Origin of the sequence: Mitsuokella multacida DSM 20544 (assembly GCF_000155955.1) — a bacterium.
In the GTDB taxonomy this organism is placed as follows: domain Bacteria; phylum Bacillota; class Negativicutes; order Selenomonadales; family Selenomonadaceae; genus Mitsuokella; species Mitsuokella multacida.
In genome coordinates, this window is sequence record NZ_GG697142.2 from 164,539 (window position 1) to 190,711 (window position 26,173).

The 26,173-nt window shown below is 60.5% G+C and carries 19 protein-coding genes; 14 read left to right on the forward strand and 5 right to left on the reverse strand.

The window, feature by feature from the left end:
- The first annotated feature begins 12 nt into the window (after positions 1 to 12).
- From secA to MITSMUL_RS07650, 9 genes are read left to right on the forward strand one after another with little or no spacing between them, the layout of a single operon-like run.
- Entirely contained in the window at positions 13 to 2,652 is a 2,640-nt protein-coding gene (gene secA / locus MITSMUL_RS07610; protein WP_147652974.1) for a preprotein translocase subunit SecA, read from the forward strand.
- A 29-nt stretch (positions 2,653 to 2,681) separates the two neighbouring features.
- Positions 2,682 to 3,788 (forward strand): peptide chain release factor 2, encoded by a 1,107-nt coding sequence (gene prfB / locus MITSMUL_RS07615; protein WP_005841459.1) that lies wholly within the window; start codon positions 2,682 to 2,684, stop codon positions 3,786 to 3,788.
- A 59-nt stretch (positions 3,789 to 3,847) separates the two neighbouring features.
- Positions 3,848 to 4,537, forward strand: coding sequence for an LmeA family phospholipid-binding protein (locus MITSMUL_RS07620; protein ID WP_005841461.1), 690 nt, complete (start codon positions 3,848 to 3,850; stop codon positions 4,535 to 4,537).
- A gap of 25 nt (positions 4,538 to 4,562) precedes the next feature.
- The gene (locus MITSMUL_RS07625; RefSeq protein WP_005841463.1) at positions 4,563 to 6,644 is read left to right on the forward strand and encodes a DUF5693 family protein; all 2,082 of its coding nucleotides are present in this window, start codon (positions 4,563 to 4,565) and stop codon (positions 6,642 to 6,644) included.
- Positions 6,644 to 7,759, forward strand: a complete 1,116-nt coding sequence (gene csaB, locus MITSMUL_RS07630) for a polysaccharide pyruvyl transferase CsaB (protein WP_005841465.1) — start codon at positions 6,644 to 6,646, stop codon at positions 7,757 to 7,759. The genes MITSMUL_RS07625 and csaB overlap by 1 nt, the downstream gene beginning before the upstream one ends.
- Positions 7,760 to 7,810: 51 nt before the next feature.
- Positions 7,811 to 8,497, forward strand: coding sequence for a cell division ATP-binding protein FtsE (gene ftsE / locus MITSMUL_RS07635; protein WP_005841467.1), 687 nt, complete (start codon positions 7,811 to 7,813; stop codon positions 8,495 to 8,497).
- Positions 8,487 to 9,374, forward strand: a complete 888-nt coding sequence (gene ftsX, locus MITSMUL_RS07640) for a permease-like cell division protein FtsX (protein ID WP_005841469.1) — start codon at positions 8,487 to 8,489, stop codon at positions 9,372 to 9,374. Before ftsE ends, ftsX begins: the two co-directional genes overlap by 11 nt.
- Before the next feature lie 17 nt (positions 9,375 to 9,391).
- Positions 9,392 to 10,507 (forward strand): murein hydrolase activator EnvC family protein, encoded by a 1,116-nt coding sequence (locus MITSMUL_RS07645; RefSeq protein WP_040636034.1) that lies wholly within the window; start codon positions 9,392 to 9,394, stop codon positions 10,505 to 10,507.
- Between the two features lie 32 nt (positions 10,508 to 10,539).
- On the forward strand, positions 10,540 to 11,679 hold the full coding sequence (locus tag MITSMUL_RS07650; protein WP_005841472.1) for a S41 family peptidase: 1,140 nt from the start codon (positions 10,540 to 10,542) through the stop codon (positions 11,677 to 11,679).
- Positions 11,680 to 11,733: 54 nt separating this feature from the next.
- Here MITSMUL_RS07650 and recQ read toward each other — a convergent pair whose 3' ends face one another.
- Entirely contained in the window at positions 11,734 to 13,518 is a 1,785-nt protein-coding gene (gene recQ, locus MITSMUL_RS07655; RefSeq protein ID WP_005841474.1) for a DNA helicase RecQ, read from the reverse strand.
- Positions 13,519 to 13,679: 161 nt separating this feature from the next.
- Here recQ and MITSMUL_RS07660 point away from each other — a divergent pair, with 161 nt between their 5' ends.
- From MITSMUL_RS07660 to MITSMUL_RS07675, 4 genes are read left to right on the forward strand one after another with little or no spacing between them, the layout of a single operon-like run.
- Complete coding sequence (locus MITSMUL_RS07660) at positions 13,680 to 15,176, forward strand: TolC family protein (protein ID WP_005841475.1); 1,497 nt, start codon at positions 13,680 to 13,682, stop codon at positions 15,174 to 15,176.
- Between the two features lie 2 nt (positions 15,177 to 15,178).
- Positions 15,179 to 16,306 (forward strand): efflux RND transporter periplasmic adaptor subunit, encoded by a 1,128-nt coding sequence (locus tag MITSMUL_RS07665; protein WP_419537976.1) that lies wholly within the window; start codon positions 15,179 to 15,181, stop codon positions 16,304 to 16,306.
- Between the two features lie 13 nt (positions 16,307 to 16,319).
- On the forward strand, positions 16,320 to 17,051 hold the full coding sequence (locus MITSMUL_RS07670) for an ABC transporter ATP-binding protein (protein ID WP_005841480.1): 732 nt from the start codon (positions 16,320 to 16,322) through the stop codon (positions 17,049 to 17,051).
- A complete protein-coding gene (locus tag MITSMUL_RS07675) occupies positions 17,041 to 18,258 on the forward strand; it encodes an ABC transporter permease (RefSeq protein WP_005841483.1) in 1,218 nt (405 codons plus the stop codon). The genes MITSMUL_RS07670 and MITSMUL_RS07675 overlap by 11 nt, the downstream gene beginning before the upstream one ends.
- 91 nt (positions 18,259 to 18,349) lie before the next feature.
- Here the strand turns inward: MITSMUL_RS07675 and MITSMUL_RS07680 are convergent, their stop codons facing one another.
- On the reverse strand, positions 18,350 to 21,775 hold the full coding sequence (locus MITSMUL_RS07680; protein WP_005841485.1) for a pyruvate carboxylase: 3,426 nt from the start codon (positions 21,773 to 21,775) through the stop codon (positions 18,350 to 18,352).
- Positions 21,776 to 22,138: 363 nt separating this feature from the next.
- Between MITSMUL_RS07680 and MITSMUL_RS07685 the strand changes: the two genes are divergently transcribed.
- Positions 22,139 to 22,945 (forward strand): amino acid ABC transporter substrate-binding protein, encoded by an 807-nt coding sequence (locus MITSMUL_RS07685; protein WP_040636036.1) that lies wholly within the window; start codon positions 22,139 to 22,141, stop codon positions 22,943 to 22,945.
- An 83-nt stretch (positions 22,946 to 23,028) separates the two neighbouring features.
- Here MITSMUL_RS07685 and MITSMUL_RS07690 read toward each other — a convergent pair whose 3' ends face one another.
- From MITSMUL_RS07690 to MITSMUL_RS07700, 3 genes are read right to left on the reverse strand one after another with little or no spacing between them, the layout of a single operon-like run.
- A complete protein-coding gene (locus MITSMUL_RS07690; protein ID WP_005841491.1) occupies positions 23,029 to 23,805 on the reverse strand; it encodes an ABC transporter ATP-binding protein in 777 nt (258 codons plus the stop codon).
- Positions 23,802 to 24,602 (reverse strand): ABC transporter ATP-binding protein, encoded by an 801-nt coding sequence (locus tag MITSMUL_RS07695; protein ID WP_040636039.1) that lies wholly within the window; start codon positions 24,600 to 24,602, stop codon positions 23,802 to 23,804. Before MITSMUL_RS07695 ends, MITSMUL_RS07690 begins: the two co-directional genes overlap by 4 nt.
- A gap of 5 nt (positions 24,603 to 24,607) precedes the next feature.
- Positions 24,608 to 26,152, reverse strand: coding sequence for an ABC transporter substrate-binding protein (locus MITSMUL_RS07700; RefSeq protein ID WP_005841494.1), 1,545 nt, complete (start codon positions 26,150 to 26,152; stop codon positions 24,608 to 24,610).
- Positions 26,153 to 26,173 lie beyond the last annotated feature (21 nt).

Sequence of the window (26,173 nt, forward strand, 5' to 3'; positions counted from 1 at the left end):
GGAGTGATTTGGTTGCTGGGATTCATCAAGAGATTCTTAGGTGACAATAACGATAAAGAGATTGCCCGCTATCGCAAGGTGGTCGAGAAGATCAATGCGCTGGAGCCGCAGATGCAGGCTCTGACAGACGACAAGCTGACGGGATACACGAACAAGTTCCGTGAGCGCCTCGCGAATGGTGAGACGCTTGACGATATCCTGCCCGAAGCCTTTGCTGTCGTCCGCGAGGGCTCGCGCCGCGTGCTCGGCATGCGCCATTTCGATGTGCAGCTCATCGGCGGCATGTGCCTGCATGAGGGCAGGATTGCAGAGATGCGCACGGGCGAAGGCAAGACGCTCGTCGCGACGCTGCCGGTCTACCTCAATGCCCTGACGGGTGAGGGCGTCCACATGGTCACGGTCAACGACTACCTGGCCCGCCGCGACAGCGAGGACATGGGCCGTCTCTACCGCTATCTCGGACTGACGGTCGGCCTCGTCGTGCACGACATGGACTTCCCCGAGCGCAAGTTCGCGTACAGCCGCGACGTCACCTTCGGCACGAACAACGAGTTCGGCTTTGACTACCTGCGCGACAACATGGTCATCTATCCGGAGCAGATGGTCCAGCGCAAGCTCCACTATGCCATCGTCGATGAGGTCGACTCCATCCTCATCGATGAGGCGCGCACGCCGCTCATCATCTCAGGCCCTGGCGCCAAGTCGACGGACATGTATGCCGTCATGGCCAAGGCCGTCTCTGGCCTCAAGGAAGGCATCGACTACACGGTCGACGAGAAGCAGAAGACGGTCGCGCCGGCCGACAACACCATTCCGAAGGTCGAGAAGATCCTCGGCATCAACAACCTCTACGCACCGGAGAACATCGAGCTCTCGCACTGCTTCACGGCTGCTCTGCGCGCCAAGGCGCTGATGAAGCGCGACCGCGACTACGTCGTGCGCAACGGTGAGATCATCATCGTTGATGAGTTCACGGGCCGCCTCATGGAAGGCCGCCGCTACTCGGACGGCCTGCATCAGGCCATCGAGGCAAAGGAAGGCGTGAAGATTCAGCGCGAGAGCCAGACGCTCGCGACCATCACCTTCCAGAACTACTTCCGCATGTACGACAAGCTCGCGGGCATGACGGGCACGGCCAAGACGGAGGAGGACGAGTTCCTCAAGATCTACAACCTGCCGGTCATCGTCGTGCCGACGAACAAGCCGGTCATCCGCAAGGATTACCCGGACCTCATCTTCAAGACGAAGCGCGCGAAGTACAAGGCTGTAGGCCGTGCCGTCACTTCGCTGCACGCGAAGGGGCAGCCGGTCCTCATCGGCACGACCTCCATCACGCAGTCGGAGGAACTCAGCGCCATCCTCCGGAAGAATGGCATCCCGCACAACGTGCTCAACGCCAAGTTCCACGAGAAGGAAGCAGAGATCATCGCGGGCGCCGGCCAGAAGGGTGCCGTGACGATCGCGACGAACATGGCAGGCCGCGGTACGGATATCAAGCTCGGTGAGGGCGTGCCGGAGCTCGGCGGCCTCTTCATCATCGGCACGGAGCGCCATGAGTCACGCCGCATCGACAACCAGCTGCGCGGCCGTGCCGGCCGTCAGGGTGACCCGGGTGCATCGCGCTTCTATCTGTCACTCGAAGACGACCTGCTGCGCCTCTTCGCCTCGGACCGCATCTCGGGCATCATGGACAAGCTCGGCATGGACGAGGATGAGCCAATCGAACACAAGCTCATCACGAATTCCATCGAGCACGCTCAGAAGAAGGTCGAGGCACGCAACTTCGACATCCGCAAGCACGTCCTCGAGTATGACGATGTCATGAACCAGCAGCGTGAAGTCATGTACGGCGAGCGCCGCAAGATCCTCTTCGGCGAGAACCTGCGTGAGAATATCATGGGCATGGTCAAGCACATCATCCGCGCGGAGATGGACCAGTACGCCAACGCGCAGCTCTACCCGGAGGAGTGGCAGCTCGACGGCCTCATCGAGGATGCCGAGAAGATTTACGCGCCGCAGGGCCGCCTCAAGAAGGAAGAGCTCGCTGCGATGAGTCGCGACGAGCTGCAGGAATGCCTCGAGAAACTCGCGGAGGAAGGCTATCACAACCGCGAGCTGCTCTTTGGCGAGGACAACATGCGCGAGCTCGAGAAGGTCGTCATGCTGCGCGTCGTCGACAAGAAGTGGATGGAGCATCTCGACCACATGGATATGCTGCGCGACGGCATCAACCTGCGCGCCTATGGCCAGCGCAACCCGCTCGTCGAGTACAAGATCGAAGCGCTCGACATGTTCGAAGAGATGGAGGCCGACATACAGGACCAGATTGCCTCGCTGATGTACCACGTGAGCATCATCACGCCGGAACAGCAGCAGGAAGCCGCGGCAAAGCAGGCGGATGCCCAGCAGTCGGCTGCACCGGAAGCCGTTTCGGAGCAGGACAAGGCCAAGATGGAAGAGATCATCAAGAAGCAGAAGTCGCAGCTGCAGGATCACCTGCAGAACGCCCAGGCTTCGCATGGTGACGAGGTCAGCGCCGCCGAGGTCAAGAAGAAGCCCGTGACGAAGGACGGCAAGAAGGTCGGGCGCAACGATCCGTGCCCGTGCGGCAGCGGCAAGAAGTACAAGAACTGCTGCGGCAAGAACGAATAAATCATCAATCACAAAGAGGAAAGGATATTATGCTCGAAGATATCAAACCGCAGCTTGGCGAACTCAAGACGAAGCTGGACCAGATGGGCGAATCGCTCGAGGTCCCGGCGAAAGAGGAGAAGATCGCCGAGCTCGAATACAAGATGGGTGAGCCGACGTTCTGGGATGACGCAGAGAAGGCCCAGAAGATCAATCAGGAACTCAACGACGTCAAGATCAGCGTCGACAAGTACAAGAATCTCGTCGCGAAGTTCGAGGATGCGCAGACCCTTTGGGAGATGGGCATGGAAGAGCAGGACGAGAGCATGGAAGAAGACGTCAAGTCGGAACTCGCTGCTGTCGCAGAGGGCCTTGAGTCTCTGCAGCTCGAAGTTCTCCTGTCGGGCCCGTATGATGCCAACAATGCTATCCTGACGCTGCACGCCGGTGCGGGCGGAACGGAGGCGCAGGACTGGACGCAGATGTTGCTGCGCATGTACGGCCGCTGGGCAGAGCGCCACGGCTTCACGGTCGAGACGGCTGACCTGCTGCCGGGCGATGAGGCCGGCGTCAAGAGCGCGACGCTCTTCATCAAGGGCCACAACGCCTACGGCTTCCTTCGCTCCGAGAAGGGCATCCACCGCCTCGTGCGCATCTCGCCGTTCGACGCGCAGGCACGCCGCCACACGTCGTTCGCGGCCTGCGACATCATGCCGGAGATCGACGACAATGTCGAGGTCAACATCAATATGTCGGACGTCCGCGTCGACACGTACCGCGCTTCGGGCGCTGGCGGCCAGCACATCAACAAGACGTCATCCGCCGTGCGCATGACGCACATGCCGACGGGCATCGTCGTGCAGTGCCAGAACGAGCGTTCTCAGCTCCAGAACCGCGAGCAGTGCCTCAAGATGCTGCGCGCCAAGCTCTTTGAGCTCGAGATGGAGAAGAAGGAAGCAGAGCTCGCGAAGCTCGAGGGCGACCAGCAGAAGATCGAATGGGGCAGCCAGATCCGCTCCTACGTCTTCCAGCCGTACACGATGGTCAAGGACCACCGCACGAATGTCGAGACGGGCAATGTCCAGGCCGTCATGGATGGCGATATCGATATGTTCATCCGCGCCTTCCTCGCGGCGAAAGCAAATCATGAAATCTGAGTCTTGTTTTCAGAGGAGTCAGGAGCAGTGCTTCTGACTCCTTGTTCCATTGGCAGGTGATGAAATTGCGAAAAGCCTTGACTATTACGGGCTTGTTCTTCATAATATTAATCGTGCTCGGAGAGCTCTTGCTGCCTCCCGTTGTCGAGAGCGCGCTGGAGAGCCGTCTCTCCCAGAAATTCTCGACGCCGCATGTGGAGGTGGAGCTCTCTGCTTCGCCGCGGCTCAAGCTGCTGCTCGGGCGGACGGACAGCCTCAAGGTCACGGTCCAGGATGGACAGGTCGGCCAGCTGCGCGTCCACGAGATGGCGCTTTCCGGCCGCAATACGGTCTTTGACTTCGGGGCTTTCTCGGAGGGTCGCCTGGCACTCTCGCAGGCCGAGGCACTCTCCCTGACGGCCATGTTCGACGAGAACGGCCTGCGCGAGGCGCTGGCCCGCAAAATCAGCAAGGCGGACAATGTCGAGGTGCACATCACGGATGACAATGTCCTCGTGACGGCCGATACGAATCTCCTCGGGCACAAGGCACAGCTTTCGCTCGTCGGCCACATCGTGGCGGATGACGGGACGCTGTACTTCGACACGGATCAGTTCGACATCCAGAACTCGCCCTTCGGCACGGCGCGGCTCGGCGATACGCTCGGGCGCATCGCGCTCGTGAAGCCGGAGCAGCTGCCGCTCAAGATGCGCATCGTCTCGGTGGATCAGCAGGAGGGCAGTGTCCTCGTCCGTGCGGGTGAAGAATAATGGTTTTTGAGATAAGGTGGATTAGATGAAGGTATTCAAATACAATCGCTGGCTCGTGCTGGTCATCGTCATTGGCCTGCTGGCGGCTCTGGCCATCAGCTTCCAGCGCAATGCGGTAGAGCGCGCCAATCGTCAGGTCGACCTCGCCATCGATTACGAGGGGCTGCAGGAACTCGCGCAGCGCGAGGGCCTGCCGGAGAGCGTCGTGCTCGAGAAAGCAAAGGAAGCGGGCATCTCCTCCCTGGCTGTCTATGAGACGACCTTCAAGAAGCTCAACGACAACGGCAAGGCTGCGGCAATCGACGGCAGCAAGATCCTGGAGAGCTACCATGCGGGAACGCTCGAGGACCCTTCCTGGCGCCAGCTCGTTGCCTCCGGCAAGATCAACGGCAAGGAAGTCTACGTCGTCGGTCACGATCCACAGACCTATAAAGAAGTGAAGGAAGACCTGCTGCGCCGCCTCGGCAGTGACCGCGTGACGGTCCTGCAGGTCGGGAATGAAGAAGTCCTTGCGGTCAAGGCGCATTATGACTCCTTCCTCAAGATGAACCTCGGCATGCCGACGGATGAGATGAAGGCCGTCAACGATGCGGGCTTCCACGTCCTCGCGCGCCCGAGCAACTACGAGAACTGCACACCGGATGACGTCAAGGCCGTCTTTGCGCGCCTCGATGGCTTCGACGTGTCGGAGATCGTCTTCTCCGGCCAGCAGTCGCTCGGTGCGCCGAAGGCCCTGCAGACGACGATTGACGAGATGAAGGAGCGCCAGATCAATCTCGGCCTCATCGAGGCGGTCACGCAGCTGCAGTTCTACAAGCAGGACGGCATGGAGGAGATTGCGAAGGGACTCGGCTACGACCACGTCGCACGCCTTTATTCCATCCCGAAGGATGAGCAGCCGAAGCTCAAGATCGATACGGCCGTCGAGCGCTGGTCCAACACGGACGAGGAGCGCAACATCCGCATCGACCTGCTGCGCATCTACGACAAGCCCTCGCCGAACATGAGCCTCATGGAAACGAACATGAAGTACTTCCAGGAGACGCACGACAAGCTCGTGGCGCATGGCTACACGATCGGCAAGGCTGGCACCTTTGAATCTTACAATGCCTCGAAGGTCCTGCGCGCCATCGTCATGCTCGGCGTCGCGGCAGCAGGCGTCCTCTATCTCTCGCTCGTGATTCCGCGCCTCAATGCGCGCACGCGTTATCAGTACATCTTGTTCGTCGTCTTCGGCCTCTTGGCAGCAGTGCCGGTCCTCATGGGCAATGGCTCGAAGATCCGCGTCGTCGCGGCGCTCGCCAGCGCGAACGTCTTCCCAGCCATCGCGGTCATCTTCCAGCTCGACCGCGTGCGCGCCTACAAGGAGAAGGCCCGCATCGCGCTGCCGCGCCTCATCGTGACGGCGGCCATCGCGCTCTTCGTCACGGGTGCACTCTCGTACATCGGTGCGGCGTACCTCTCGGCCTCGCTGGCTGACACGCAGTACTTCCTCGAGTTCAACATCTTCCGCGGCATCAAGCTGACGTTTGTCCTGCCGCTCATCCTCGTCGGCATCGCCTTCCTGCAGCGCTTCGACATCTTTGACGGGCGCATGGACGATACGGAAGGCGTCGTCGAACAATTGAAGCGCATCCTCGACATGCCGGTCAAGGTCAAGACCTTGCTCGTCATGTTCGTCGTGCTCGTCGCGGGCGTCGTCTTTGTCGCGCGCAGCGGCCATACGTCGGGCATGCCGGTCTCGCAGACAGAGCTGCGCTTCCGCGCCTTCCTCGAGCAGGCCTTCTACGCCCGCCCGCGCACGAAGGAGCTCATGATCGGCCATCCGGCCTTCATGCTCGCCGCGATGGCAGCGCTGCGCAAGTGGCCGACGATGGTGTTCTTTGCGCTCGTCCTCGTGGCGACCATCGGACAGGGATCGATGGTCGAGACGTTCGCGCACATGCGCACGCCGGTGTACATGTCGTTCATGCGCGGCATCGGGGGCATCGTCCTCGGCGCTGGCATCGGCGCTGTCGCGATGATTCTGGTAGAGCTCTGGCAGGCTGTCATGGCCAGAGCCCGCAAAGCTAATGCAGCTGAAAAAAAGGAGAGTAAAGCAGACTGATGGAGAGAAGGATTGTCGTATCGGGATATTACGGCTCCAAGAATGCTGGCGATGAAGCGATGCTGGCCGCGATGCTGGAGGTCCTCGGGGATCTCGACCCAAAACTTCATATCACGGTGATCTCGGCGAGCCCTGCTGATACGAGTGAGCGCCACGGTGTGGAGTCCATTTCCTGGCTTGGCATTCCTTCTATCATCAAAGCGCTCTGGCATGCCGACCTGCTCATCAGCGGTGGCGGCAGCCTGCTCCAGAATGTGACGAGCCGCCGGAGCCTCTACTACTACCTCGCCATCATCTTCCTGGCCGTCGTCATGCGCAAGAAGGTCATGCTCTATGCACAGGGCATCGGCCCCATCATCGGCGGTTTGGCAGAGTTTGCGATGCGCGTGATCGGCAACCGCGTCGATCTCATCACCGTGCGCGATAAGGGCTCCTTGGCGGAGCTTGCCAGGCTCGGCATCACGAAGCCGAAGATCGAGTGCACGGCGGACCCGGTGCTCGCCATCCATCCGGTCGACAAGGCGGCCGGGCGCGCCATCTTCAAGCGTTATCATGCCGATGGCGCAGAGCCGGTCGTCGGCATCTCTGTGCGCAACTGGCAGCACGAGACGCACTTCAAGGACGTCATGGCCGAGGTCTCGGACCGCATCGTGCGGGAGCTCGGGGCCCGCGTCGTCTTCCTGCCCATGCAGTTCCCTGAGGACGTCCATGCGGCGGAGTCGATCGCGGAGCGCACGCATGAGCCCTGTACGGTGCTCAAGGATGAGTACACGACGAGTGAGTTCCTCTCGCTCGTCGGCAACATGGACTTGATGCTCGCCATCCGCCTGCACGCACTGATCTTCGCCGGCGTCATGGGCGTGCCGATGATCGGCGTCTCGTACGACCCGAAGATCGACCGCTTCCTCGCCTCAATCGGGGAGAAGCCGGTCGGCAGCCTTGACGATGTCACGGCGGACGAGCTCATGGCGGAGGTCCGCCGTAAGTGGAACGACAAGGCGGTGTTCCGCAAGCGCAATGCGGAGCTCCTCGCAAAACTGCGCGACCTCGCGGCGCGCAATGCGGAGCTCGCACTGCAGCTCATAGGCAATCAGGAGAAGGGGACTCGTCGCTGAGTCCTCTTTTTTGAATCAAGATATAAGTACTGAGGTGTAAAGGAGAGAACCATGATCCACATGCGCGATGTCTCGAAGATCTATGAGAATGGAGCTGTGGCCCTCGACCATGTGAATGTCGATATCGAAGCGGGAGACTTCGTCTTCATCGTCGGCGCCAGCGGCGCGGGCAAGTCCACCTTCATCAAGATGCTGTTCCGCGAGGAACTGCCGTCGAGCGGCAGCCTCTTCGTCAATGGGCGCGATGTCGTCCACATGAAGCGCAGCGAGGTGCCGTATCTGCGGCGCGGTCTCGGCGTCATCTTCCAGGACTACCGGCTGCTGCCGGACAAGACGGTCTTTGAGAATGTCGCCTTTGCGATGCAGGTCATCGAGGCGCCGCGGCGCCTCATGCAGCGCAATGTCAACGCCGTGCTCGACGTCGTCGGCCTGCGCGATAAGTTCCGCTGCTTCCCCTCGCAGCTCTCGGGCGGCGAGCAGCAGCGCGTGGCGATTGCCCGCGCTATCGTCAACGACCCGGCCATCGTCATTGCCGACGAGCCGACGGGCAACCTCGACCCGGAGACGAGCTGGGACATCATGGACATCTTCAACCGCATCAATCTCGCCGGCACGACCATCGTGATGGCCACGCATGACAAGACCATCGTCGACACGATGCAGCGCCGCGTCATCGCCATCGAGGACGGCCACATCGTGCGCGACGAGGCGAAGGGAGGCTACGGCTATGAAGCTTAAGACGGGCGAGTACTTCATCCAGGAGGTGTTCCACTCGCTGCGCCGCAACAACTGGATGACCTTTGCCTCCATCGGCACGGTCGCTGTCTCGCTCTTCGTGCTCGGCGTCTTCCTGATCCTCGTGCTCAACATGAACCGTCTGGCCGGCATGCTCGAGTCACAGGTGCAGATCAGCGTCTACCTCGAGGACCATCTGACGGACCGCGAGAAGCGTCAGATCGGCTACGACATCGAGTCGTTGCAGGGCATTGACTCGGTCACCTATGTCGACCGCGAGACGGCCAAGGAGCGCCTCAAGGAGAGGCTCGGTGACCAGAAGTACCTGCTCGACGCGCTCTCTGAAGACAACCCGCTGCCCGATGCCTTCGAGGTGACGGTCACGACGCCATCTGTCGTCGAATCAGTGGCCGGCGCCATCGGTTCGATGCAGGGCGTGGAGGAGGCGAAGTACGGCCAGGATGTCGTCGAGCACCTCTTCGACATCACGCGGCTCATGCGCATCTTCGGCTTCGTCCTCATGGGCCTTTTGGGCGGCGCGACGCTCTTCATTATTTCCAACACGATACGCCTGACGGTCTTCGCGCGGCGCAAGGAGATCGCCATCATGAAGTACGTCGGTGCGACGGACTGGTTCATCCGCTGGCCGTTCCTCTTAGAGGGCATCGTGCTCGGCTGCATCGGCGGCTTCATCGCGGCCGTCGCGCTGCGCAGCTTCTACGCGGCGATGGCGGCCAAGATCTACAGCACGCTGGCCTTCTTCCCGCTGATGCCGCAGTATCCGTTCATGAATTACGTGACGCTCGCAATCCTCTTGGCGGGCATTGTCATCGGCGCGATCGGCTCGGTCATCTCGCTCAAGCGCTTCCTGCGCGTGTGAGGAAGGGGGCGTTTGACATGAAGGATAGATGCGGCAGGGCCGCGTCCCTGATGCTCGTATTCTCGCTGCTGCTGGAGCCAGTCAGCCTGGCGGCGGCGCTCTCAGACGACAAGGGCGGCTATGAGAGCCAGGCGGCAGCGAAGCTGCAGCAGAGCAACGAACTGCAGAGCAAGATCGACAACGTCTCGGAGGAGAAGCGCGCGCTCGACGAGGCGGCCGACGCGGCCATCAAGGAACACGAAGCGCGCAAGGCAGAGCTCGATGCGACGGACGCGCGCCTCAAGCAGAACGAAGAAGAGCTCGCCACCCTGCAGAAGGACTATGAAGCCAAGCAGGAGCGGCTCGGTAGGCGCGTGCGCGATATCTACATCAACGGGCAGGTCTCGTACCTCGATGTCCTGTTCGGCGCGCACGATTTTCAGGACTTCCTCACGCGCATGGACCTTTTGAAGCGCATCATCCGCCAGGACTATGCGCTCGTGCGCGGCGTGCAGGAGGAGAAGGACAGCATCGAGCTGCGCCAGGCAAGCCTTGCACAGGACCGCCTGACGCAGGCCGAGCAGGAGGAAAAGGCGCATCTGGCGCGCGCAGACATGGAGGAGAAGGTCAAGCGGCGCGAGGCGCTCATTGAGCGCCTGCGCACGGACAAAGCCCTCATCGACCAGCAGTATGAAGAGCTCATGCGTGCTTCGCGCCAGATCGGCGAGATGATACGGGAGCGCGGCATGGGCAGCGCGGCGCCTTCGGGCAGCGGCGCGATGATCTGGCCGGTCTCCGGCAGCGTGACGAGTGAGTTCGGCTGGCGCGTCCATCCGATCACTGGCACGCAGAAGTTCCACAGCGGCGTCGACATCGGCGCCGACTACGGCGTGCCCATCCATGCGGCGCAGAGCGGCACGGTCGAGTACGCGGGCTGGGTCTCCGGCTACGGCAACACCGTCATCATCAATCACGGCGGCGGCATCACGACGCTCTACGGCCACAACCAGTCGCTGGCGGTCAGCGCGGGGCAGAGCGTGAGCCAGGGCCAGGTCATCTCGTACTGCGGCTCGACGGGCAATTCCACGGGGCCGCACTGCCATTTCGAAGTGCGGCAGAATGGAGAGCCCGTCAGCCCGTATTCCTATCTTTGATTATCTCTATCTCTCTGAAGAGGATGTAAAACATGAGCAAGAAAAAAATTATCATCGGCGTCCTGTTGACGGCTGTGCTCTCGTCCTTCCTGACGATTGCCGGCCTCTGCTTCGCCTTTGGCATCCACAGCAATGAGGTCGCGGATATCGTTCGCTTCCTCGGCGTCAAGCGCTTCATCGAGGCGCGCTACGTGTCAGATGTCAATGAGACGAAGCTCATGGACGGCGCGATATCCGGCATGGTGCAGTCCCTCGGGGACCCGCACTCCCTCTACATGAATGCCGACCGGTTCGAGCAGCTTAAGGAGCATACGGAGGGTGAGTTTGGCGGCATCGGCGTGACGATGGGCTTCAAGGACAGCAAGGTCACGATCATCTCTGTCCTCGACGATACACCGGGGCAGCATGCCGGCCTCGAGGCTGGCGATGAGATCATGGCCGTCGACGGCACGCCGGTCTCGGAGATGCAGCCGGAGGAGGTTGCCATGCACATCCGCGGCGAAGTCGGCACGAAGGTCGTCCTGACGATCGAGCGCGACGGCGAGACGCAGGACTACACGATCGAGCGCGCGACCATCAAGATCGATACGGCCAAGGGCACGATGCTCGAGGACGGCATGGGTTACATCCGCATCGCCTCGTTCTCGGAGAACACGGGCAAGGAGTTCAAGGCCGCCTACGACTCGCTCGAAGAACAGGGCATGAAGGGACTCATCATCGACCTGCGCGAGAACCCAGGCGGTCTCGTCACGAGCTGCGTCGAGATCGCGAATATGGTCGTGCCGAAGGGACCCATCGTCTCGGTCGTCGAGCGCGACGGCTCGAAGGAGGTCCACGAGTCGAATCTCGAAGAGAGTAAGTACCCGATCGTCGTGCTGATCGACGGCAACAGCGCGAGCGCCTCGGAGATCCTCGCAGGTGCGCTGCAGGATACGGGCGCCGCGACGCTCGTCGGCACGAAGTCGTACGGCAAGGGCTCCGTCCAGGTCGTCGTGCCGATGCTCCATAACGACGGCCTCAAGCTGACCATCGCGAAGTACTACACGCCGAACGGCCGCTGCATCGACGGCACGGGCATCGAGCCGGACGTCGAGGTAGAACTGCCTGAGGGCGCGACGACGGACGTGCAGCTCGAGAAGGCCAAGGAAGTCCTGAAAGAGAAGCTCCAGTAACGGCGGATATAGAAAAAGCGCAATGCCTCGTGGCATTGCGCTTTTTTGCTCTTGTCAGTCTTTGGGGCGGTGTTCCGCGATGCAGGCGAGAAACGCCTCGCCGTATTTCTGCAGCTTGTGCTCGCCGATGCCCTTGACGAGCAGCATCTCCTCGCGCGATTTCGGCAGGACGGCGCACATGTCCTTGAGCGTCGCGTCGGAGAAGACGACGTAGGGCGGGATGTGGTCGCGCAGCGCGATTTCCTTGCGCAGTGCGCGCAAGTACTCGAAGAGCTCCGGCATCTCGGCCTGCTTCGTGACCTCCTTCGGCACGGCCTGCAGGACCTTCGCTTGACCGCGCAGGACAGCATAGGCGGAGGGCTGCAGGGTCAGGACGGGGTACTTGCTCTCGGTCAAGGCGAGGTAGTCCGTCGCGACGAAGCGCTGGATGAGCAGCTTGATGTCCGCGAGGCTGCGTTCCTTCATGAGGCCGTAGGTGGAGAGCGTGTCGAGGTGCAGGGCGAGCACGCGCTTGTCCGACGAGCCCTTGAGTACCTGGGCGACGAGCGTCAGGCCGAAGCGCTCGCGCATGCGGTAGACGCAGGAGAAGACCTTCTGGGCGTCAATCGTCACGTCCTGCTCCTCGAGGCCGGCCTTGCAGTTGCCGCAGTTGCCGCACGTCGAAGGCGCATCTTTCTCGCCGAAGTACTGGATGATGAAGTGGCGCAGGCACTCCGGCGTGTGGCAGTAGTCGACCATCTTCTGCAGGCGCCCGAGGTTGTGGCGCTTGCGCGCCTCGTCCTCCGTTGAGACATCGATGAGGTACTTCTGGGTCTGCGTGTCCTGCGGCGAGAACAGCAGGATGCACTCGCCGGGCTCGCCGTCACGTCCCGCGCGGCCCGCTTCCTGATAGTACGCCTCGATGTTCTTGGGCATGTTGTAGTGGATGACGAAGCGCACGTTGCTCTTGTCGATGCCCATGCCGAAGGCATTCGTCGCGACGATGACCTGCACGTTGTCGTAGAGGAAGTCGTCCTGCGCCTGCGCGCGCTCTTCATCACTGAGGCCCGCATGGTAGCGCCCTACGGCGAAGTGCTTGCGCGAGAGCAGGCTGTAGAGCGCGTCGACGTCCTTGCGCGTCGCGGCGTAGATGATGCCGGCGTTGCTCGGGTGGCTCTTGAGGTAGCGCTCGATGAAGGCCTTCTTGTTTTCACCGCGGCGCACCTCAAAGTAGAGGTTGGGCCGGTCGAAGCCCGTGACATGGATGTGCGGCTCTTGCAAGCCGAGCAGACGCACGATGTCCGCTCGGACCTCCGGCGTTGCCGTCGCCGTGAAGGCAGAGACGAGCGGGCGGCGCGGCAGCGCAGCGATGAACGGCGCAATCTGCTGGTAGCTCGGCCGGAAGTCATGGCCCCACTGCGAGAGGCAGTGCGCCTCGTCGACGGCGACCATCGAGATGGACTGCTTGTCGAGGATGTATTGGAAGTAGCTGGTGTCGAGTCGCTCCGGCGCGACGTAGACGAGCTTGTACCTGCCCTGTGCAATGGCCGAAAGGCGCGCGTCGGACTCGGCGAGGGAGAGTGAGCTGTTGATGTAGGTGGCGGGGATGCCCTGCTCGATGAGGGCGTCGACCTGATCCTTCATCAAGGAGATCAGCGGCGAGATGACGAGCGTGAGGCCTGGGAAGATCAGCGCCGGAATCTGGAAGCAGATGGATTTGCCCGCGCCCGTCGGCATGATGGCGAGCGTGTCGTGCCCTGCGAGCAGGCTTTCGATCACGGGCGCCTGTGCGGGCCGGAAATCGCGGTAGCCGTAGAAGCGGCCCAGGAGTTCGCGCGCCTGGTCAAGATACGGGTTCATAGGACAAGTTCCTTTCTTAATAGATATTTAACTTTCATATAGGATAACGATAGCAATTTTATTCTAACATATATTTGTTTGATGACAATAACATAAAATAGGGATCTGTTGCATCATATCGTATAATCGCATATCGTACAGTACATAGGAGAGGATTGAAAATGAAGAGAAGATCGTACGGCAGGGGAGTGGCGCTGCTCGCAGCTGCCATGTTCCTCGGATTGCCGTCTGCATCCTGCGCAGACCTTTCCCTGCAGGACGCCATCAATCTGGCCCTCGCGCAGAACACGAGCCTGCGCATCACGCAGAAGGGCGAGGACACGGCAAGGGCACAGCTGCAGCAGGAAAAGATCGATAACGGTCTGAAAATCACGGGCACTGAATCACTTGATACGACCCTGAAGCGCTCCTCCAGCACGGACTCGAAGAACGAGATTGGCGTCACGGCATCGTATCCGCTCTACACGAGTGGCAAGGCAGAGGCCAACATCGACAGCGGTGTGCTCGGCCTCAAGGCGGCAGAGCTCTCGACGGAGCGCAGTCGCGAGAACCTCAAGCTCGACGTCATCAAGGCGTACTACGATGCGCTCGAGGCGCGCCGCACGGTCGACGTGCGCCAGGAGACGGTCGACAAGTATCAGGACCACTACACGAATGTCAGCCAGCTCTACGCAGCCGGCTCGAAGGCGCGCATCGATGTCATCCGTTCTTCTGTCGAGCTCAGCAATGCGGCGCAGGACCTCATCAAGGCGCAGAACAGCTACGAGGTGGACCTCGCCACGCTGCGCAACTACCTCAACATCGACCGCAGTGAGCCGCTGAACCTGACATCGGATTTCTCTTACGACCAGTTTAACATCGACATGGACTCCTGCATCGATTACGCCTACCGGAACCGCAAGGACCTCATGATCGACCTCTATAAGTACCAGCAGGCAGAGAATGAGGTCAAGGCGGCAAAGGCGGACTTCGGACCGAGTGTGACGCTGAGCGCCGGCCCGAGCTGGTCGCATTCCTTCAAGCCCGCGACGAGCTCCGACTCCGATATCACGGCTGGCGCAACGCTCTCGTGGAACTTCTGGGACAACGGACTGACGCGCGCCAAGGTCCAGGAGGCCGAGACGAGCCGCGACGTCGCAAAGCTCACACTGACGAAGGACCAGGAGGACATCGACCTCTCGCTGCGCCAGGCATACTACAACATGCGCGAGGCGGAGAAGCGCCTGAATTCCACGGGCGATGCCGTCAAGCAGGCGGAGGAAGATTACTTCATCGCGCGCGAGAAGTACCGTGCCGGCGAGGGCCTGATGCTCGACATCATCGACGCGCAGGAAGCCCTCTCGACGGCGCGCCTCAACTACATCAGCGCGGAGTACGACTACGCGCGCTACAAGGCGACGGTCGAGAACGCCATGGGAATTGAGCTCACGGATCAGGAGAAGGAGGCCGCGGCCAAGATGACGGCGACAGCCGCCGATAAGGCAGAGCGCGCCGTCCTGCAGGAACCCATTGTGCCGGAGAACGCCAAGCCAGACAAGGAGACGAAAGGACTCGCAAAGAAAGCGGCAGATGCTGTCGTGAGTGAGGCCAAGGCCGCTGCAAGCGATGCATCCGCTCAGGTCATCCAGGATCTGGCAGAAGGAGAGGTTACGAAGTGAAGATAAACGGGAAAGTCAAGCTCGCCATCGCAGCGCTCGTCCTCGCAGGCTGTGCCTTTGGCGGCTACCGATACTATGAGGGGCAGCAGGCCGCCCAGCAGGCTGCCGCCGTCGAGACGACGAAGGTCGTCCGCATGGACATGAAGTCGACGGTCTCGGCGACGGGCACGATCCAGCCGGTCGACTCGGTCGAGGTCAGCTCCAAGATCACGGCCCGCCTCAAGAGCGTGCTCGTCAAGGAGAACGACAAGGTCACGGCCGGCCAGACGGTCGCAACGCTCGACGCCAAGGATTACGAGGCCAAGCGCGACCAGGCACAGTACAAGGTCACAAACACGCAGGCCGAGTACGAGCGCATCAGCTACCTCTACAGCATCGGCGCCGATACGCAGAAGCAGCTCGAGGACGCGCAGATGAACTATGACACGGCGGTCTCAGAGCTCGCGCAGGCGGAGTCGGACGCATCGGAGACGAGCATCCTCGCGCCGATGGACGGCACAGTTGTCGGCGAGCCCAAGACGGTCGGCACGATGGCCGTCGCGACCTCGGACAACCCGACGGTCATCATGCGCATCGCCGACCTTTCGAGCAAGCAGATCAAGGCCAAGGTCGATGAGACGGATATCGGCAACATCAAGGTCGGCCAGCAGGCGACGTTCACCGTCGACACCTACACCGATAAGACGTTCACGGCCCGTGTCACGAAGATCTCGCAGACGGATACGAGCAATTCCTGGGATACGAGCTCGAGCTCCAGCTCTTCGAGCAGCTCCTCATCATCGTCGGCTAGCGTCATCTACTACTACGTCACACTCGATGTCGACGACCCAGACAGCCAGTTGCTGCCGGCCATGACGGCGCGCGTCGAAATCAATACGGCCGACAAGCCGGATACGCTGGCCGTGCCAATCTCGACGCTCAAGACGGATGCCAACGGCTCCTACGTCATCGTGCGCAATGCCGACGGCTCGCAGGAGAACCGCTATGTGACGACGGGTATCTACAGCGATGAGTACGTGGAGATCCTCTCTGGACTCGAGGAGGGCGAGGATGTCGTCAGCACGTACACGGCGAAGAAGACGTCAAGCTCGTCCTCGAGCAACAGCAGGCGCGGCGGCCCCATGTTCTAAGCGGGGGATAGCAATGGCAGAAGAAAAGAAAGCAGAGGAGCGGTACGCAACGATACAGCTCCAAGGCATCAAGAAGATCTACCACATCGGCGGCGAGGAGCTCGCGGCGCTCAACGGTATCACGACGAACATCTACAAGGGTGAGTTCGCCGCGCTCATGGGGCCGTCCGGCTCCGGCAAGTCGACTCTCATGAACATCCTCGGCTGTCTCGACCGCCCGACGGAGGGCTCCTACAAGCTCGATGGTGAGGAAGTCGCAGGTCTCGACGACGACGCTCTCGCGAGGACGCGCAACAAGAAGATCGGGTTTGTCTTCCAGAACTTCAACCTACTCTCTCGCATCTCGGCGCTCGAGAACGTCGCCCTGCCGCTCATCTACGCGGGCGTCGGGCATAGGGAGCGCATGGAGCGCGCCATGCACTTCCTCGAGGCCGTCGGCCTCAAGGACCGCGCCGACCACCTGCCGAACGAGCTCTCGGGCGGCCAGCGGCAGCGCGTCGCCATCGCGCGCGCACTCGTCAACGACCCGCACATCATCATGGCCGACGAGCCGACCGGCAACCTCGACACGAAGTCGACGAAGGAGATCATGGAGATCTTCGAGGACATGCACGAGAAGGGGCGCACGATCATCCTCGTCACGCATGAACCGGAGATCGCGGCCTGTGCGAGCCGCCAGCTGCTCGTGCGCGACGGCCAGATCACGCGCGACGAAGGAAAGGGTGTGGTCATGGATGTTGTTTAAGGAATGTTTTGTTATGGCAATCAACGCGCTCTTGGCCAATAAGATGCGTTCGCTCCTGACGATGCTCGGCGTCATCATCGGCGTCGCCGCCGTCATCGCGCTCGTCTCGGTCGGCATGGGCGTGCGCACGGGCATCACCTCGAACTTCGAGAGCCTCGGCGCCAACACCATCACCATCATGCCGGGCTCCTCGAACCGCGGCGGCCCGCGCGGTGCGGCCGGCTCGATGCAGACACTTAAATACGATGATGCCAAGGCCATCGAGGCGAAGATCAAGGACATTCAGTACGTCTCGCCGACGGTCAGCTCCTCGTACCAGGTCGTCAACGGCAACCAGAACTGGAACACGTCCGTCACGGGCGTGACGCCGGATCTCATGCAGATCCGCTCGCTGACCGTCGACAATGGCTCGTTCATCAGCAAGGAGGACATGACGAAGCGCAATCGCGTGGCCGTCATCGGCGCGACAGTCGCGGAGAACCTGTTCGGCACGGAGAATCCGGTCGGCAAGAACATCCGCATCAAGAACCAACCGTTCAAGGTCATCGGCATCCTGGCTTCCAAGGGAAGCTCCGGCTTCGGCCAAGACCAGGACGATGTCATCTACATCCCGCTGACCACGGCGCAGGAGCGCATGATGGGCATCACCTACGTCCAGTCCATCAGCCTGCAGGCGACGGATACGCAGAAGATCGACCAGGTGCAGGACGAGATCACGACGCTCCTGCGCCAGCGCCACCGCATCACGGGCGATAAGGAAAATGACTTCCACGTGCAGAACACGGCCAGCATCATCGCCTCGGTCAACCAGTCGACGGCGATGATGACGGTCCTCTTAGGCGCGATCGCGAGCATCTCACTGCTCGTCGGCGGCATCGGCATCATGAACATCATGATGGTGTCGGTGACGGAGCGCACGCGCGAGATCGGCATCCGCAAGGCGCTCGGTGCGACGTTCCAGAACATCATGATGCAATTCATGATCGAGTCGATGGTCCTCGGCATCGTCGGCGGCCTCATCGGCATCGTCGTGGGCTGCGCCGCTTCGTACGTCATCTCGAGCACGGGAGCGGTCCAGACGACGATTACCCTGCTGCCAATTGTCCTGTCGTTCTCGTTCGCCGTGGGCATCGGCCTCTTTTTCGGCATCTACCCCGCGCGCAAGGCCGCGCGGCTCGACCCGATCGAGGCACTGCGCTACGAGTGATGAAGCTGAATCTATCCAGGCATAAAAAAGCCTCGCACATCTGTGCGAGGCTTTTTTGTGCCTTTATGATTTGGGGCCTGGATCAACTGGCTTATTCGATGACGGCCAGCAGGTCGCCCGAGGTGATGCGGCTTCCTGCTGCGACGCAGATTTCCTGGACGATGCCGGCAATCGGTGCGGTGATCGTCGTCTCCATCTTCATGGCCTCCGTGACCATCAGCGGGTCGCCCTTCTTGACGACATCGCCCTTGGCTGCAATCAGGCGCAGGACAGAGCCTGAGAGGGTGGCTGGGACTTCGCCCGGGACGGTTGGATCAGCCTGGCGGATGATCGTCGTGCCCTCCGAGGCGGCCTTATCGCGCACGCGGATCTCGCGCGGCATGCCGTTGACCTCGAACTGGATCTCGCGGAAGCCTTCATCGGACGGCGGCGTGATGTAGTTCATGCGGATCAGGACCATCTTGCCGTTGATGCGCAGCCAGCTCTCTTCGCCCGGCTTCATGCCGAAGAAGTACGTCGGCGTGTCGAGAATCGAGAGGTCGCCGTACTGATGGTAGCGCTGGATGTAGTCCTTGTAGACCTTCGGGTAGATGCAGTAGCTCGAGCGGGCTTCTTCCGTCTCCGGCATGCGCAGGACCTTCATGTCCTGCGTGACCTTCTCCTGGTCAATCGGTGCGGGCGGCGTCTCGAGATGCGGCTTCTCGCCCCTGAGGATGATCTTCTGGAGCTTCTCGGGGAAGCCGCCGTAGGGGACGCCGAGCTTGCCGTCGAAGAAGTCGACGACGGACTTCGGGAAGTCCATGGTCTCACCGCGCTCGTAGATATCTTCTTCGGTCAGCTTGTTCTGCACCATGAAGAGCGTCATATCGCCGACGACCTTCGAGGACGGCGTGACCTTGATGACATCGCCGAACATCGCGTTGACCTTTGCGTACATGCGGCAGACTTCCGGCCACTTGTCGCCGAGGCCGACGCCCTTGGCCTGCTGGCGCAGGTTCGTGTACTGGCCGCCCGGCATCTCGTGCTGGAAGACCGTCGTGTTCGGGCTCGTCATCTTGCCATCGACACCCGCGTAGTACGCGCGGACGACCTGCCAGTAGCGGTCGATCGTCTCGAGCTCTTCGATGTCCATCTTAGGCTGGCGCGGGTTGTTGGAGAGCGCCTGGATGAAGGCCGTCATGGACGGCTGGCTCGTGCCGTTGGAGAGAGCGCTCGTGGCGACATCGACGATGTCGACGCCGGCCTCAGCTGCCTTGGCGTAGGTGTAGAGCGTGCAGCCGCCGCCCTCGTGGCTGTGCAGGTGGATCGGCAGGTCGACGGCATCCTTGAGGGCCGAGATCAGGGTGTAGGCGGCTTCTGGCTTCAAGAGGCCCGCCATGTCCTTGATGGCGATGATGTTGGCGCCGGCCTTCTCCATCTCCTTGGCGAGGTTCGTGTAGTACTTCAGCGTGTATTTCTGGCGGCCGTCATTGAGGATATCGCCCGTGTAGCAGAAGGCTGTCTCAGCGATCTTGCCCTGCTTGCGGACTTCGTCAATCGAGAGCGTCATGTGGTCGAGCTGGTTCAGGCAGTCGAAGATGCGGAAGACATCGACGCCGTTCTTGGCGGCGAGGCGCAGGAACTGGCGCACGACCTCAGGCGGGTAGTTCGTGTAGCCGACGGTGTTGGCACCGCGCGTCAGCATCTGGAACAGGATGTTTGGCGCTGCCTCGCGCATCTTGCGCAGGCGCTCCCATGGGTCCTCGTCGAGGAAGCGGTAGGCGACATCGAAGGTCGCGCCGCCCCAGTCCTCGAAGGCGTAGATTTGCGGGACCCTGCAGGCCGTGTAATGGATGGCCTTCATGATGTCTTGCGTGCGGATGCGCGTCGCGAGCAGGGACTGATGCGCGTCGCGGTACGTCGTATCCATCATCAGGACCTGCTTCTGGTCCTGGATCCACTTGGCAAACTTCTCGGGGCCGAGCTCCTGCAGGAGCTGGCGCGTGCCGGACGGGCATTCCTCATCGGAGGCGTCGAGCTTTACCGGCGTCTCAAAGCGCGGCTTGGGGTTCGCGCCATTGCCGTGGAAACCATTGACCGTGATCTCGCCGATGTAGGCGAGCAGGCCGGCCGCCGGCTCGTCGATGACATGCGGGTCATCGAGGAGCTCCGGATGGTGGTCGATGTAGTTGACGTTGCAGGTGCCTTCCTGGAAGTTCTTATCGAGCAGCATGTTCTTGAGGAAGTAGATGTTCGTCTTGACACCGCCGATGCGGAATTCGTCGAGGCAGCGCAGCATGCGTGAGATGGTCTCCTTGGCATTGTTGGCATGTGCGGTGACCTTGACGAGAAGGGAATCGTAGTACGGCGTGATGACCGCGCCCGTGTAGGCCGTGCCGGCGTCGAGGCGGATGCCCGGGCCGCCGCCGCTGCGGTAGTCGTTGATCTTGCCGGTGTCCGGCATGAAGTTGTTCTGCGGGTCTTCTGTCGTGATGCGGCACTGGATGGCCACGCCGTTGCAGGGGATGTCTGCCTGGCTCTTGATGCCGATCTCTGGATCGGAGAGGGCATAGCCCTCGGCGACGAGAATCTGCGTCTTGACGATATCGACGTCCGTGATGGCCTCGGTGACCGTGTGCTCGACCTGGACGCGCGGGTTGACTTCGATGAAGTAGAAGTGTTCCTCATCCTGGTCCGCGAGAAACTCGACGGTGCCGGCATTGACGTAGCAGACGTTCTTCATGATCTTCAGGGCCGCTGCGCAGATGTTCTGGCGAAGCTTCTTCGGCAGCGACCAGGCCGGTGCCATCTCGATGACCTTCTGGTGGCGGCGCTGGATGGAGCAGTCACGCTCATTGAGGTGGATGACATTGCCGTGTTCATCGCCCATGATCTGCACTTCGATGTGCTTCGGGTTCAGAATGCATTTCTCGACGTAGACATCCTCGTCGCCAAAGGCGCGCTTTGCCTCAGAGCGCGCTTCCTCGTACGACTCCTTGAGGTCTTCCATGCGGTCGACGCGGCGCATGCCGCGGCCGCCGCCGCCGTTGATGGCCTTGATCATGACCGGCAGGCCGACGCGCTCAGCGAATGCCTTGACCTCAGCGAAGTCCTTGACGGCACCGTTCGTGCCCGGAATCATCGGGATCTCTGCCTTCTCGGCCTGGATGCGCGCATTGACCTTATCGCCGAACATCTGCAGGTGCTCGACCTTCGGGCCGATGAAGATGATGCCCTCTTCCTCGCAGCGCTTGGCGAGCTGCGCGTTCTCGGAGAGGAAGCCGTAGCCCGGATGGATGGCATCGACGTCGTGCTCCTTGCAGATGCGGATGATGTCCTCGATGTCGAGGTAGGCATCGACTGGCTTCTTGCCCTTGCCCACGAGATACGCCTCGTCGGCGCGGCTGCGGTGCAGGGACAGGACATCTTCTTTGGAATAGACGGCGACCGTGCGGATGCCCATCTCATGGCAGGCGCGGAAAATGCGGATGGCAATCTCGCCGCGGTTTGGCACCAAGATCTTGTGAATGGTCTTCATATGGATCCCCCTTAGAAAAAACAGGCCACGTGAATGAAATGACAGAATTGCCGCTGTTTTCCTGTTAGCAGGTGGAGCAGTGCAATATCTCTCTATCAACATTGGCTCCTTTTGACAGTTAACGTTATTTTTTTCACAAAGGTGAAGAAAATCAAAACCGGAATGAGTCCGGTCAGCTCCTTTGCTTGCCATTATCATACGTCAGACGCAGAAAATAATCAATAGTTTTCATGTATTTTAACATAAATATAAAGTATCTTGTATCCAAAATCAGTAAATGCTTGACAAGAGGGAGTGGATTCCGTATAATAACATCATGTTAACGCTTTAGCAAGATAAAGAACTGAATGAGGAGAGATGGATATGAAGTGGAAAAAGATTCTCGCACTGGGGATGGCGGCTGTCATGACGGCGGCTTTTGTAACGGGCTGCGGCGGACAGAAGGCAGCCGATAACGGTTCGGGCTCTGGCGACAAGGGCAAGATCATCGTCGGACTCGACGACAACTTCCCGCCGATGGGCTTCAAGGATGAGAACAACGAGATCACGGGCTTCGATGTCGATCTTGCCAAGGAAGCGTCGAAGCGCCTGGGCCGCGAAGTCGAGTTCAAGGCAATCGACTGGTCGAGCAAGGAAGCGGAGCTCAAGAGCGGCCGCGTCAACGTCCTCTGGAACGGCCTCGACATCACGGAGAAGCGCAAGGAGAACATGCTGTTCTCGGATCCGTACATGGACAACCGCCAGATCATCTTCGTCAAGAAGGGACGCACGGACATCACGGACGAGAAGAGCCTCGCTGGCAAAATCGTCGGCACGCAGAGCGCTTCGACCGCTGAAGAATACATGGATAAGACGGACTTCTTCAAGAAGGATGTCAAGGAAGTCAAGAAGTACTCCGACTTCGTCACGGCGTTCATGGATCTGGAGAACGGCCGTGTGGATGCCATCGTCGGTGATGAGATCGTCGGACGCTACTACATGAGCAAGCACCCCGAAGCCATCGATGCTGTCGATGTCGCCGTCGGTCCGGTCAGCCAGTTCGGCATTGCCTTCGCAAAGGATAATAAGGCCCTGCGTGACGATGTCCAGAAGGTCCTCGATGAGATGAAGGCCGACGGCACGACCGCCAAGATCTCTGAGAAGTGGTTCGGCAAGGACATCACGAAATAATCGCTCTATCTGCATCGCTGCAAGTGGTGTGTATGAGAAAGCCGGTTACCGATATCCAACGAGATATCGGTAACCGGCTTTTTTTAAAGGGCATTCTCCTGCAGCTGGCAGGCGGCGGAGAGGAGCTCCTTCGCCGCCATGCTCTGCGGATGGCAGATGATATCGCTGACATCGCCGCTTTCAGCGACGCTGCCGTTGGCGAGGACGACGATGCGGTCAGCGATCTGTGGGAGCAGTGCGAGGTCGTGCGTAACGAAGAGACAGGCCATCTGCTGGTCTGCTATGAGCCGGCGCAGCAGTGCGATGATGTCCTGCTGTACGGTCACGTCGAGCGCGCTCGTCGCCTCATCACAGATGAGCAGGGCAGGTGAGAGGGCGAGGGCACGCGCGATGGAGGCGCGCTGGCATTCACCACCGCTGACTTCGTGCGGGTAACGTCCGGCATGTGCCTTTGGCAGGCCGACCTGTGCGAGCAGCGATAGGACCCTGGCGTGGCAATCAGCTGGCGATAGGCCATGTGCGCGCAGAGGCTCGGCAATGCTCCAGCCGATCGTGTGGCGTGGGTCAAAAGAGGCCTGTGGCAGCTGGAAGATTATCTGCAGGCGGTCGTAGAGATGGCGCAGAGCCGCTCCTTTCGCTTGTGTCACATCTTCGCCGTCAAAGAGAAGCGTGCCGTCATCGGCATCGATGAGACGCGCGATGATCTTTATGAGTGTGCTTTTCCCGCAGCCGCTGCGGCCGACGAGGCCGACGCATTCGCCTGGCGCGATGGTGAGGTTGATGCCATGGAGGACCTGCTGCCGTTCCCCGCGGCGTCTGTATGACTTCTGGATATTCCTGAGCTCTAAGATTGGGGTCATTGCAGGAGACCTCCTTCTGCTGTCCCTTCGAGGGGGAGCTGTGGGATGGCGTGTAGGAGCTCGCGCGTATACGCCTGCTGCGGGTGCTGGAGCACGGTCTCACAGGTGCCGTATTCGATGCACTCGCCACGGCGCATCACGAGCAGCGCATCGGCTAGATGGCGGGCAACGGCGATGTTGTGTGTCACGAGAAGGATTGCCGTCCCTTCTGTGCGCTGCAGTGCCTTCAGGGCATCGAGGACGCAGATCTGTGAGAGGACATCGAGTGCAGAAGTCGGTTCATCGGCGAGCAGCAGCTTGGGCCGCAGCATCATTGCTGCGAGGATACCGACGCGCTGTCCCATGCCGCCGGAAAGCTCGAAAGGATAGGCATCCCAGACCGTTTGGGGAAGATCGAGCACCGCCATGAGTTCTTCGGCGCGCTGCCGGATCTGCTGCTTCGTCCAGTTGGCATGTGCGCGGATGCTCTCTGAGATTTGTGCGCTGATGCGGCGGACAGGGCAGAAGGAAGCGCCGGCGTCCTGGAAGATCATGGCAATGGCTGAGCCGCAGAGGGCGCGCCGCTTCCCTGGCGGGAGTGTGAGCAGAGACTGTCCATCCATGGAGATATCTCCCTGCCACGATCTGCCGCGCTCGGGGAGACCGAGGATGGCGCGCAGGACGGAGCTCTTGCCGCTGCCCGACTCGCCGACGATGGCAAGCGTGCTGTCGGCGTTCAGGGAGAAACTGAGATCGTTGACCGCGGTCAGGCTGCCGTAGGAGATGCTGAGATGCGTTACGTCTAGTAATGGCTTCATGATATTCATTCCTTATCGAGTTCCGGGCGGATTTCATAGTAGTCGGAAGGATGTGCCGTGAAGCCTTCTACGCCCTTGCGCATGACGAATGACATGCGCAGGTGGGCGGCGTAGATATATGCGCAGTCGTCAAGGGCGAGCTGCTCCATCTGGATGGCAATCTTCGCGCGGTTTTCTGCGCCGTAGGTGTTGCGGAGCTGCTCTTCGAGTGCCTCCATCTTGTCGCTTTGATAACAGCCGAAGTTATAGGGCGATGCCTTGAGGAGATGCGTCGTGAAGTAGTATTCAGGATCGCCGGTCGGTGCTGTGACGATGGCATTGGCGTAGAGATCGAATTCGCCGTTCTTGCGGAACGGCTTGTAGTTGTCTGTCGCGTTGATATCGAGCTTGATGCCGATCTTCTTCAGGCTGTCCTGTGCCGATTCTGCGAGCAGTGGGAGCTCCTGCCGCGAGGTGTAAGTGAGATAGCGGAGCTCGAGGTCTTTGCCGTCTTTATCCACGTAGCCATCGCCATCTGTGTCTTCGTAACCGGCTTCCTTGAGCAGGGCTCTTGCCCCATCGAGATCGTAGGGGGCTGCCTTGACGGCTGTACCGCCAAACGGGAGCGCAGCGGGGAAAGGCCCGGCGGCTGGCGTTCCCTGGCCGTGCAGCAGGACCTTGGTGAAGTTTTCCTTGTCGATGGCCATGGCGATGGCCTTGCGCACGCGGAGGTCCTGCAATGCCGGTGTGCGGTAGTTGAATGCAATCTGGTAGACACGGGAGGTATCGGTCTGACTGATCTTATAGGTATCCTTCCCTTGGAAGAGGCTCAGGCTGGCATAGGGGAGTCCCTGCACGGCATCGAACTCGCCATTCTGCATGGCCATCGTGAGCGTATCGCCATCCGGGATGCTCTTGACGATGATCTTGTCCATCTTTGGCTTTACGTCACCCCAGTAGTTCTCGTTCTTCTTGAGTATGATCTCGGTATCGCTGACGGATACCGGCAGATACGGTCCTGTGCCGACGACGATGTGATCGTGTTCCCCTGCTTCCACATCGATGATGCACCCGTAGGGATCGGAAAGGTAATTGAGGAGAGCGGGTACCTTCTCCTTGGATTTGATTGTGATGGAGTCATCATCTGCTGTGATGGAGTCGATCTTGAGGTCTTCCGGAGCACGGTCATTCTTTTCCAGCAAGTCATCGAGACATGCCTTGACGGCCTGTCCCGTTACCTTCTTTCCGTTTGAGAACGTGATGTTGTCCTTGAGCCTGATCTTGACCGTGTAGTCGTCAAGCTGCTCGTAATCTCTGGCGAGCCAGGGTTCGAGCTGCATGTTCTCTGTGAAGCGGAACAGGGTTTCGCCGATGCCATAGCGCAGGGTGCTCCAGCCCACGTAGGTATCGTGCGGGTTCGTGCCGACGTTCTCCATCGCGGGCCCATAGGCCATCGTGCCGTAGGTGAAGGTCTTTTCGCTGCCAGCCTGATCTCTTGTGCTGCCACAGCCTGTGGCGAGGATGGAGGTGCTGAGGGCAAGGGTGAGGAGGATGCGTACCTTCTTGTTCATGATAAAGTCCTTTCTTGAATC